Source organism: Streptomyces sp. NPDC025833 (assembly GCF_055558055.1).
The window spans coordinates 1-10847 of sequence record NZ_JBVHNF010000035.1 but is presented as its reverse complement, the minus strand read 5'-3'; the positions used below and the strand labels follow the sequence as shown (position 1 = coordinate 10847).

The 10847-nt window shown below is 70.6% G+C and carries 6 protein-coding genes, 1 pseudogene and 1 CRISPR repeat array (1 of these 8 running past the window's edge); of the genes and pseudogenes, 2 read left to right on the top strand and 5 right to left on the bottom strand.

Annotation, left to right across the window (positions count from 1 at the left end; translation table 11 throughout):
- Positions 1-712: a CRISPR direct-repeat array (repeat unit 29 nt; unit sequence CTGCTCCCCGCGCCCGCGGGGATGGTCCC) (it extends 1209 nt beyond the left edge of the window).
- Positions 713-1082: 370 nt separating this feature from the next.
- The 4 genes from ACZ4K2_RS35785 to ACZ4K2_RS35770 all read right to left on the bottom strand — a co-directional run bounded on the left by ACZ4K2_RS35785 (position 1083) and on the right by ACZ4K2_RS35770 (position 6197).
- Entirely contained in the window at positions 1083-1478 is a 396-nt protein-coding gene (locus ACZ4K2_RS35785; RefSeq protein ID WP_467480662.1) for a PIN domain-containing protein, read from the bottom strand.
- Positions 1475-1726, bottom strand: coding sequence for a hypothetical protein (locus tag ACZ4K2_RS35780; protein WP_467480660.1), 252 nt, complete (start codon positions 1724-1726; stop codon positions 1475-1477). Before ACZ4K2_RS35780 ends, ACZ4K2_RS35785 begins: the two co-directional genes overlap by 4 nt.
- A 1376-nt stretch (positions 1727-3102) precedes the next feature.
- A complete protein-coding gene (locus ACZ4K2_RS35775) occupies positions 3103-5508 on the bottom strand; it encodes an ABC transporter permease (RefSeq protein ID WP_467480658.1) in 2406 nt (801 codons plus the stop codon).
- Positions 5505-6197 (bottom strand): ABC transporter ATP-binding protein, encoded by a 693-nt coding sequence (locus tag ACZ4K2_RS35770; protein ID WP_467480656.1) that lies wholly within the window; start codon positions 6195-6197, stop codon positions 5505-5507. Before ACZ4K2_RS35770 ends, ACZ4K2_RS35775 begins: the two co-directional genes overlap by 4 nt.
- A 246-nt stretch (positions 6198-6443) precedes the next feature.
- Between ACZ4K2_RS35770 and ACZ4K2_RS35765 the strand changes: the two genes are divergently transcribed.
- Together ACZ4K2_RS35765 and ACZ4K2_RS35760 are read left to right on the top strand one after the other, a co-directional pair.
- Complete coding sequence (locus tag ACZ4K2_RS35765) at positions 6444-7739, top strand: sensor histidine kinase (protein WP_467480655.1); 1296 nt, start codon at positions 6444-6446, stop codon at positions 7737-7739.
- Positions 7736-8425 (top strand): response regulator, encoded by a 690-nt coding sequence (locus ACZ4K2_RS35760; protein ID WP_467480653.1) that lies wholly within the window; start codon positions 7736-7738, stop codon positions 8423-8425. Before ACZ4K2_RS35765 ends, ACZ4K2_RS35760 begins: the two co-directional genes overlap by 4 nt.
- A gap of 543 nt (positions 8426-8968) precedes the next feature.
- Here the strand turns inward: ACZ4K2_RS35760 and ACZ4K2_RS35755 are convergent.
- Positions 8969-9708: pseudogene (locus tag ACZ4K2_RS35755) on the bottom strand (dienelactone hydrolase family protein).
- Positions 9709-10847: the final 1139 nt, after the last annotated feature.

The window sequence follows — 10847 nt, the reverse complement described above, 5'->3', positions numbered from 1 at the left end:
CTCTCCCAGGGACTGCTCCCCGCGCCCGCGGGGATGGTCCCGGCCGGGTACAGGTCGGGGAAGGCGAAGCAGGCTGCTCCCCGCGCCCGCGGGGATGGTCCCCACACCGGGGAACGGAGCCTGGCAGATGATGCCTGCTCCCCGCGCCCGCGGGGATGGTCCCCCCACCCGCCCCACCCGCCCACACCCCTTGTGCTGCTCCCCGCGCCCGCGGGGATGGTCCCCGGGCAGCACGCCACCGGTGGCGAAGTGCATCCTGCTCCCCGCGCCCGCGGGGATGGTCCCTCGTCACCCGAGCCGACGTGCGACAGACCAGGCTGCTCCCCGCGCCCGCGGGGATGGTCCCCACTGCGCGAGCCCTTGGCGGGGCTTCTGGGACTGCTCCCCGCGCCCGCGGGGATGGTCCCGGGAACGACTCACCGTCGCCTTCACTGAAGGGCTGCTCCCCGCGCCCGCGGGGATGGTCCCTCGCTGAGCACGTCGACAAAGTCCCGTTCGCTCTGCTCCCCGCGCCCGCGGGGATGGTCCCATCATGACGGTCAGCCGGACACCGGGTAGGTCCTGCTCCCCGCGCCCGCGGGGATGGTCCCCCGGACACAGAGCCCGAACGGCCGGAGGTGCCCTGCTCCCCGCGCCCGCGGGGATGGTCCCGACGCGGCGTGCGCGACGAGTTCGTCTCGGGTCTGCTCCCCGCGCCCGCGGGGATGGTCCCACGACGAAGGCGGCGCACACCCGCTGCAACGGCTGCTCCCCGCGCGGCCAATACGGCTAACAACGCTGACCCGGCCGGCGTTGGCGGCGGAGCAGTTGGTTCGTGTGCTGTGCTCTGATGCCCCGCTGGGCATTGCTTGCCCGCACGATCTGCGGGGTCAGAGACGGGACTTGCTCACCGGAACGGGGACGGAGCGGCAACAGACACCTCGACAACTGTATTGATCTTCGAGACAGCACCGAGCATGCCCGCTGATCACGCTGGCGCACCGGGGAACTCCAAGATCCCCGGCAGGAGCAAGCTAAAAGCCCCGTCACAGAACGGCCCGCGCCGAGCGCGGGCCGTGACCTGGCTACAGGGCGGGGGTGGTTCAGGGTGATACGTCGAGGATCCGGACGCCTACCCCGTCCCAGTCCTTGGGTGTGGTGGTGACCACCCGGGCGCCCTCCGGACGCTCTGGGTCCGGCTGTGCCACATGCCTGGTATGGGACCAGCCCAGGGAGCGGGACTGTCCGGATGCCGCGAGGACGGCTGCCAGGTCGAGGGGGTGGAAGGCGATCTGATCAAGCATGGCGACGTGGCCGGCCACTCCGGCACGGGACCGGTCGGCGTCCGCGAGTGCGGCCAGAGCGACGTGGACGCGCCAGGAATCCGTGGCAGCGGACTGGTGCAAGATCCGCGAGACCAGCACATTGCCCGCCCCCAGGGCCAGGAGGGCGCTCTCGTCCAGGACCACGTCCACCGCCTGGGCGGGGGTAGGGCTCATGCGGTGTCGCCGAGTCGGCGGGCCAGTTCGGCGTCCGCCGCCGAGTCCTGCTCGGGGGTCGGGGTGTAGCCCGACATCTCCCGCAGCACCGACAGGGTGCGGGCCGTGCGTTCGGCGCGCTCGCTCATCGTCGGGGTGTGCGCCGCGAAGTCGCTGACCAGCTGCGCGATGCTGGTGCCCTTCTCGGCGGCGAGGGCGGCGAGTCTGTCCCGGACGGTGTCCTCGACCTTGATCGTCGTGTGTGCCATGGAGGCAAGAATACATCAGGTATACCGATGGGGAGGAGGGGCGCGTACGTGGTGTGCGTGCTGGAGCCGCTGCACCGCGCCTGGCCCGGCGCGGCGCCGAGCACACTCTCGCAAAAGACCGTGCCGGCGTCATCGCCGCCCGCGCCCCTCGGCCGCCCGTGCCACCGGCCCCGGTGCCCTGCTCCTGGCCGCGCACCTGCTCGCCCGCCCCGCCCCCGGCGCCTTCTACGGCGCTGATGTCCGCCGGCACGCTGGAGCCCTGCTCCAGGCCGTGGCGGCGCTGCCCGCGGCCGGACGGTACCCGGCCGGGGCGGTGCGGCTGCACCGGGTGCTGATCGACGCCGGAGAGGGCCAGGCCGCCCGCTCCTGATGGGTCCGGACCGGGGCCCGGTCTGCCGCCGGGCCGACGAGGGACATCTGAGCTGCCCGGCGCGTGCCGGCTCTGGTCGTGGCGGCGTGTGCCACGGGAGGGGGGCGCCTTGTGCGCGGTGGTCAGGAAGCGTGGGCGGCCGGAGCAGGCCGTGGCGGTGGTGCGGGGACCCGGGCGCCCGGCCGGCATGGGGCGCGCGGGCGGCGGTGGAGCGGCGCAGGCTCCGCACGGTCGACGACGGCGCCGACCGGTACGTCACGAAGCCCGGGTACGGCGTACGGCGGGCGCTCGTCTTTCCAAGGGCACCGACCGCGGGTAGTGCCGACGTACGCGCGCCGCGCTCCACGCGGCCCGCGACCAGCACGCACAGCAGTAACGGCGGCACCCCGCGGCCGTCAGCCGTCGAACCCGCCCACCGCCCGGGGGCGCGCGGTGAGTTCGGCGAGAAGGCTGTCCCGTCCTGCACCAGCGGGTGCGTCCCGCGCCCGCTGGTACAGCTCCTGCGGCTCGTCGTCGGCGAGGCCGTCGGCCCGGCCGGCTTCCGCCGATGCCCGGCCTCTTCCTCGTCACGCGGCTGCCGGTCGTAGCAGTGGAGTTCGTCCTCCGTCCTCGTCCTTGATCCAATGGCGCACGCCCCGCGGCGCGCCGCGCCGGTACTCGGCCTCCTCGGCAAGCTCGTACGGGTATCCGACACTGGCCGTGGCTCGGCCCCGGTCGTCCTGCACCGGTCCGCGCCGGGCTGCCTACGCCGAGCCACCCGTGCCTGCGTCCCGGGGCGGCCACCCGCCCCGCGTCCGTCGACCGGTCCGCTGCGCCTGGCAGCCGTGCGGCGTCCTGCCCGGTGGACGTGCCGCCAACGAGCCCGCGCCCGTCCCGTCGCACCCCGGCAACGCCGTGCTCGTACCGCGCCTGCGCCGCGCGCACAGGAACAGGAACTGCGCTTGTGGGGCGGCCCGTCCCCCGAGGAACCAGCGAACCGGGATACCGGGGCGCGCTCGGCCGGACGCTACTCGGTGCGCAGCGCCGTGGCCGTACGTGCCCTGGCCGCCCAGGCTGCCGGGATCAGCGCGCCGAGTACCGCGATCACAACGCCGCCCAGCCCCAGCAGGAGTAGCTGACCTGGCTCGTACACATCGAGGACTGGCGACGGCAGACGGGTGCCCACGGCGCGCCCCATCACCGGCATGACGACACGGTGCAGCAGGTACCCCGCCGGCACGCCCAGCAGCCCGCCGAGCACGCCGATCGCAGTCACCGAGGCGAGTACGAGGCTCATGGTCTGCCGCGGCGACATGCCGATCGCCTTGCAGACGGCCAGGTCGTGGACGCGTTCGCGGGTGTCCAGGACGACGGTGTTGAGTATGCCCAGGCTGGCCACGCAGACCAGCATGAGGGTGAGCAGCACCGCCATCGCGTCCATGATGAGGATGATGCCCTTGTGATCCGCGGATGGGACGGCCATGGCGTCACCGCCCAGCGGCTGCACGAGCGCCGCGAGTTTCCGGGCGAAGTCGTCGGGCGAGACACCCTGCTTTACCTGGACGAGGAACGTACTGGGCTCAGCCGACGGGAACGTGGCCATGTCCGCGTGGATCTCCAGCTCGTTGCCGGAGGTGTCGAAGGACTCACCCACGATCCGCAGGTCGGCGCTGTCCTTCCCGTAGGCCATCCGCACCGTGTCACCGACCTTGGTGCTGGTCCGTTCAAGGAAGCGCGAGGGCACGACGACCTGCCCCTTTCCTGTGATCCAGTGCCCGGCGAGCATCTCTTGACTGCCGGAGCCCGAATCTCCCTCGTACAGGGCGGCTTGGATGGACCCGGATACCCCGGTGACGGCGACCTCGGTGTGGAGCTTGCCGTAGTACGACTTCAGCCCCGCTTCGGACTCGAGGACAGCCCGCACCTTCGCCGGGTCTGCGGCCTTGGGCCTGGACGCGCCGTTGCCGACGGGCGACGGGATCACCGCACTGCCCCCCACCGGCGGCGGAGGAGGAGCGACGTTGTCCAGCCTGGCCGTCGTGACCGTGACCGCAGCGCGGCTCTCGGGATCCTGCGAGACGCCGACCGCACTCAGGGACGAGGTCAGCCCCACGGCGAAGGTCACCGCGATCGTGCCGGATGCCACTGCGAACAGCATCGCCAGGGCACGGACCGGATGCGTGAAGGGGGCGGCGAGGCCGTAGGTCACCGGCCGCGGCATTGGTAGTCGTCCCGTCGCCCGGTGCGCCCACTGCCCGCGTCCCGTGCGCGGCGCCCGGCCGACCGCGATGGCCTCGACCGTGCGCAGCCGTCCGGCGCGCAGCGCCGGAATCAGCGCCGCGAGCCCCACGACGAGCAGTGCGGCGGCCGGCACCGCGACATCCACCCACCAGGCCACCGAGAGCGCGGCGGTGCCGTACAGTGACGCCGTGTCCGCCAGCAACGGCACCGCCAGCAGGTTGCCCAGCACGACGCCCACGGCGATGCCGGCACCCGCCGGAATCAGCGCCTGGGCCACGTAGGCACGGACGACCTCGCGCGGAGTGAAGCCGATGGCCTTGAGAATGCCGATCCTGCGCAGACTGGTGCCGACCGCCCCGCTGATCACACTGCTGACGATCACCACCGACATCACGAGGCCGAGCACACCGAAAGCCATCACAAACGGGACGGTCGCCGCCGCACCCTGATCCGCGGCGCGCTTGGTGTCCAGCCAAGACTGCGTACCCAACAGCGCCCCGGGCGCCACGGACGCAGCGATCTTCGCCCGGTCGGCGAGGATCTGCCCCTGCGTGCCCGCAGAATCGAAGCGGTACAGCATCTGACTTGTCACCGGGTTGTCCGGGGCCGCCAGCGCGTCGACCTGCGCAGCCGTCGCCCAGGCGTCGGCAGATCCTCCGGCCGACACGGCGAAGCCGACGACCGAAAGAGTGGGGACGCCGGCGGTGTCTGACGCCTCGAGGACGGAGCCGATCTCGACGGAGGGTCCCTCGAAAGACGCGCTGAGCACGATCTCTCCCGGCTTCCGTGCCCACCGGCCCGACTTCGATTCCACCCGGTCCACGTCGGCGTCCGGGCCGGACCGCCCGACCAGGGTCAACGTCGGCAGGCGAAAGCCCGTCCGGTCCACCGGGCGGAACGCTATGGACGGGTACGGCCCCGCGCTCGCGGTGACACCAGTCAGCTTCCCAGTCTCAGCCAGTTGGCCCGCACTCGCCCTGGCCGCATCGTACTGGGCGGCGATGTGTGCGCCCTGCTGCTTCTCGAATGCGCGATCGAAAGGTGCAGCCGCAGCGATCATCAGCGACCCGGCGACCACGGCCGAGGCAACGGCCATCATCGTGGCCACGGCGATCACTACCGTCTGCACCCGCCGTCGACCCAACCCGGAGCGTACGACCCGACCGAGCACGCCGGTACCGAACAGGCTCACCTGACGGCCTGCGCAGACGTATCAAGAGCCACATGACCGTCGACCAGGTGGATCGTGCGACTCGCGCACTCCTGCGCCAGCGTCAGGTCATGCGTCACCAGCACGATGGTCTGTCCGGCGCGGTTCAGATCCACCAGCAGATCGCGGACGTCATGACCCGAGGCGGTGTCGAGCGCACCGGTGGGCTCGTCGGCGAGCAGCAGAGCGGGCCGGTTGACCAACGCACGGGCGACCGCGACCCGCTGGCGTTCGCCTCCGGACAGCCGGCCCGGGTAGCTGCGGGCATGCTTGTGGATGCCCAGCACCTCCATGAGCTCAGCCGCGCGGGCCGCGGCCGCGCGCCGACCGGTCCCGGTCAGCTGGGCCGGGAGCTGGATGTTGTCGGCGACGGTGAGGTCGTCGAGAAGATTGAAGAACTGGAACGCCATGCCGATGTACTCGCGGCGGAACTTGGCGAGGGCGTGCTCGCTCAACCGGTCGATCCGTCGCCCGGCCACGGTCACGGTACCGTCGCTCGGCCTGTCCAGGCCGGCGACGAGGTTCAGCAGCGTGGACTTGCCGCTCCCGGAAGGGCCCGTCACGGCAAGGGCCTCACCCTTGGCGACGCTGAGCGTGAGCGGTCCGAGCGCTGGCGCGCCAGCGCTGCGATAGCGCTTCGCCACATCCTTCAGTTCGATCACTTGACGCATACGAGTTGTCCGTCCTCACGGTCGCGGGAGACACATGCCAGTGCCGGCCCTGCGAACTTAGACAGGCCGCGTGTGGGGAGCGTCGGCCGCGGAACCGACATCAGGCCCGCCCCGCGGAGGACCCGGCCACGCGGAGTCATCCGTGAGAAGCCCCAAGGTCATCCGTGAGGAGTAGGCCTGGGGGAGGGCATGCTCCCCTCGAGCAGGCGGATGCGGGCCGGGCGGCGAGGCCAGCACAATGCACGGATGGTGAGGGAAGACTGGCGCAGCCGGCATCGACAGCTCGTCGACGCGCTGCGCCCGGACGCGAAGGCGGCCCCGCTGTCCCGGCGAGCGGTGCGTACCGACGTGGTGCTGGCGGTCCTACTGACCGTCTTCGCCCTGATCGTGGCGGTGCGCTATCCCGGTCAGGGGCAGGTGGACGTCAACCCCCCTGCGGCGGACGCCGGGACAGGGGTTCCGGTTCCGCCCTCTCCGCCCAGCCCAGATCAGGTGCCCGTTACGGAAGGACGCTCGCCCGTGCCCTGGGCTCTGGTCGTCCTGTCGACGCTGCCGCTGGCAGCCCGGCGCCGATATCCGCTCACGGTGTTCGTGGTGGTGCTGGGCGCGGCACTGGCCATCGGGAGTTCCGCATCCTGGATCACTGTCCTGGCCTGTGTTTTCGGTGCCTACTGCGCCGTCGTGCACAGCCGTTACCGGGCGGCGGCGATCGCCGTCCTGGTGATCGCCGCCGTGCTGTCCGGTTTCGCTTTCCGCAACGCAAAACCCGTGCTCCCCGGGTGGTCCAGTCCGGGATTCGTGCTCCTGGTGGCAGGGATGCTGGCCAGCCTTGTCCGCTTTCTGCAACTGCGCCTGGAGTCCAGCCGGGACCGGGTGGCAGAACTGCAGGCCGCTCAGGAGCATGCCATGCGCCGCGCCGTCGCGGAGGAGCGTGCCCGTATCGCCGCCGAACTGCACGATGTCGTGACCCACAATGTGAGCGTGATGGTGATCCTGGCGGGCGCGGCCCGCAAAGTGATGGACACGGCGCCCGAACAGTCGAAGGAGGCGCTGCTGGCCGTCGAGGCCGGCGGCCGGGCCGCGATGGCCGAACTCCGCCACGCGATGGATCTGTTGGCCGCCCCGGACCACGAGAAACCTGACGGCCTGGAACCCCAGCCGGGACTCGCACAACTCGACGCGCTCGTCGCACGCGTACGCGCCGCCGGTACACCCGTGAGCGTCGAGGTGTCGCTGCCGCCGGACCTGCCACCGGGGATGGACCTGGCGGCATACCGCCTCGTACAGGAAGCGCTGACCAACACGATCAAACATGCGCGCGGCGCGCAGGCGTCCGTCGCGATCAATTACACCAGCGACTGTCTGAAGATCGAGGTCACGGACACCGGTGGCGCCGAGGACGCTCCGCCGGTGCAGAGCAACGGCCGTGGCTACATCGGGCTGCGCGAACGGCTGGCCGTCTACGAAGGCGAGCTGACGGCCGGACCGACACCATCAGGCGGCTACCGGGTGACAGCCCTCATCCCACGGAACGTGCAATGACCGCGGACCGGCCACCTCTGCGCGCCGTCATCGCCGACGACCAAGCCCTCGTACGCACCGGCTTCAAAATGATCTTGACAGCGGACGGCATCGAAGTGACAGCCGAGGCCGCCGACGGGGCCGCAGCCGTCGCAGCGGTTCGCCGTACACGGCCCGACATCGTCCTCATGGACATCCGGATGCCGCAGATGGACGGCATCGAGGCCACCAGGCGCATCCTCGACGAAGCCGACCCGGCCGGAACGCGGGTCATCATCCTCACCACCTACGACCTCGACCACTACGTCTACGCCGCACTCACGGCCGGCGCCAGCGGCTTCCTGCTCAAGGACGTCACCCCCGAACATCTGGTCTCCGCCTTACGCCTGGTGCAGACCGGCGACGCCCTCCTTGCACCCACGATCACCCGCAGGCTGATCGAGCGCTTCGCCCGCCGGGACGAACCGCGGACCATCGCCCCGCACCGCGATCTGTCCAGTCTGACCCCACGCGAACTCGAAGTGCTCCGTCTGCTCGCGACCGGCCTCAACAACGCCGAACTCGCCACCCGGCTATTTCTTAGCCCGACCACGGTCAAGAGCCACGTCAGCCGCATTCTGTCGAAGCTGAACCTGCGCGACCGCGTCCAAGCCGTCGTCTTCGCCTACGAGATCGGGCTCATCGCTCCGGGCGGGGCGCCCGGATGACCTAATCGGGCACCGTTCGTCTGTGCATGTAATGCGCAGGTCTCAGGTTTGTTCTCGCTGTCGCCTGTGAGCTTCGGCAAGGCTCTGAACTGCTGTTCTGGTGCAGTTCAGCCCTTCGGTCGCCGCGTAGTCACTTGCTCCGGTGGTCAGCCGGTGGACGAGCGTGCTTGACGCTGCGGCCGGGAAAACGCTTTCCGAATGGATGGGAGGCTCCGGGTGCCCGCGGAGGGGCAGCCGGCCGGAGGCCTTTCTGCGCTGGCCCGACATCTGGAAGAAGCCTCCGAGTAACAGTTGTCTGTCGCTGCTCAACCGCCAGCCTGTTGGTCGCCTTCGGCCGTCATGTCGAAGCGTGCGCCTCAGACCGCGCGGGCCCTTCCGGGAGCGGCAAGTCCACGCTGCTGAACCTCGTCGCCGGCCTGGACAGGCCCCTGCCGAGAGTTCAGCAGGGGCCCACGGTGTCGAGAGCTGCGGACGGCCGGTGCCTGTCTTCGGTGAGCGGCATGTCGGCCGACATCGGCTATCTGCCGGTCTGACGGCCCGGCCTCACTTCAGATGTCGAGTGAAGAACTGGGCCGCGGCGTCCCCTGCGAACTGCGGGACGCCGGTGTGCCCGCCCATATTGGCGTGCAGCGTCTTCTCCTTGGAGCCGAACGCGTCGAACAGGTCCAGGGCCGCCTGCCGGTCGTTCCCCTCGTCGTCCCACTGCAGCAGGACATGCAGCGGAATGGTGACCTGCCGGGCCTCCTCGAACATCGCGCGAGGCACGAAACTCCCGGCGAACAGAACAGCAGCCGAGATGCGCGGCTCGACCACTGCCAGCCGGGTCCCGATGGAGATCACGCCCCCCGAATACCCGACCGGGCCGCCGATCTGGGGCAGCGTCAGGAGGGTGTCCAGGGCGGCCTGCCACTCCGGGACCGCCTTGTCGACCAGGGGGAGGATGAGGGCGTCGATGATCTCGTCGCTGACCGGCTCGCCGGCCTCCATCGCCCGGCGCAGGTCGGCGAGGGCCTGCTCGGCGCCGGGCAGGCGGGGCCGGTCGCCGTTTCCGGGGAGCTCGATGGCGGCCGTGGCGAAGCCGTCCGCCGCAGCGTGCCGGGCTCGGGCCACCAGTCGGGGATACGCCCTGCGCAACCCGACAGGAGGGGGCTGAGCAGGATCAGCGGCGCCGGTGCGGAGGTGGATGCGGAGTCGGGCGTCCACAGGATGCCAGGGATCTCGCCGAGGGTGAACTCGCGCTCGAGGATGCCGTCGTCGAGGCGTTGCTCGGAAGTGAAATGCATGGTCGTGCCTTTCGGGAGTGCACTGGACGGCGCTCCCGGACGACCTGCCTACCGCCCGACCGTGACCCCGGAGGGGAGCACCCACGTCGATACTGCGTTCACGGGTACCACCTCCTCGATCTCTCGCACGGCCTCCGGAGAACGTAGCAGTTGCCGCCCCCGTCTTCCAACGGGTTCTTGCGGAGTCTCAGTGGCACCGCCGCAGTGCCCCACTCGGGAGGCGGGGCGCACTGGCGCTGTGGCTTCTCATGAACATCGAACACGACGCACCGCCGACGCCTCCCAAACTCGTTTACAGGTGCTGTCGCTTCTCGTGAACAAAGCCAGACGACTGCACCCGGACGCGACGGGCTCAGCCCCTGTCACGACCTGCGTGGCCGTCCTCGTCAGGACTTTCGGGCTGGCCGCCGAGCAGCCAGAGGCGCGCCCGCCTCCGCAGCCACGCGGCCAGCGCCCGCACACGGGCACGCACCCACTCCGAGCTGGCCCGCACCGCACTCCGCCACCAGGACAGGGCGGGCAGCACGAAGAACAAGAAACCAAACCCGCGGAGGAACCCGGACGCGGGGAAGTGCAAGACAGCGAAGAACCAGGAGAACAAGACGACCTCATGAGGAAGAGCGGGCACTCAGCGCGCCGCACCCTGCCTTCGCAAGGTCACGCGGCCACAGCGCTCGCGGTGGGCTCGGTCCGGTGCAGAAACCGGACAGCACCCGGCGCACGCGGCACCCGCGGTGTCGTCAACCCCATCACCCCGCACGGCGAGCTCGCCGTGCGCACAATCCGTGCCCGACGCGGGTACCGGGCGCTGTGCAGGAGCTGCTCGAGAGCGCAGTGCAGGAGCGCCAACAGCGCCTCGAGCGTGGCAGCTTGCTCGCGCAGAGCATGCACATAGGCGGCAAGGCCGAGGTCGCGACTGACCTGTGAGGCAAACTTCACGGCCGAGAGGGGATGAGCCGGCGTACCGCCGCACCCCGACTCCGCCATCGCAAACAGTCGGCCCAGTTCCTCACGGACCCAGTCCAGCGCAGTCTCGGCGAACCGCTTAGACCGTGTCCTATGTGGTGAGGCGTCGTTGGACTCAGCATGGGGCGGGATACGTGGAGTTGGATTGTTCCGGACGGGCTGTGGGAGATCGC

What these genes read in the sequence shown, in the direction of transcription:
- ACZ4K2_RS35780 (WP_467480660.1), bottom strand. Translation starts at nt 1,726, where the DNA reads ATGGCACACACGACGATCAAGGTCGAGGACACCGTCCGGGACAGACTC.
- ACZ4K2_RS35765 (WP_467480655.1), top strand. Translation starts at nt 6,444, where the DNA reads ATGGTGAGGGAAGACTGGCGCAGCCGGCATCGACAGCTCGTCGACGCG.
- ACZ4K2_RS35760 (WP_467480653.1), top strand. Translation starts at nt 7,736, where the DNA reads ATGACCGCGGACCGGCCACCTCTGCGCGCCGTCATCGCCGACGACCAA.
- ACZ4K2_RS35770 (WP_467480656.1), bottom strand. Translation starts at nt 6,197, where the DNA reads ATGCGTCAAGTGATCGAACTGAAGGATGTGGCGAAGCGCTATCGCAGC.
- ACZ4K2_RS35785 (WP_467480662.1), bottom strand. Translation starts at nt 1,478, where the DNA reads ATGAGCCCTACCCCCGCCCAGGCGGTGGACGTGGTCCTGGACGAGAGC.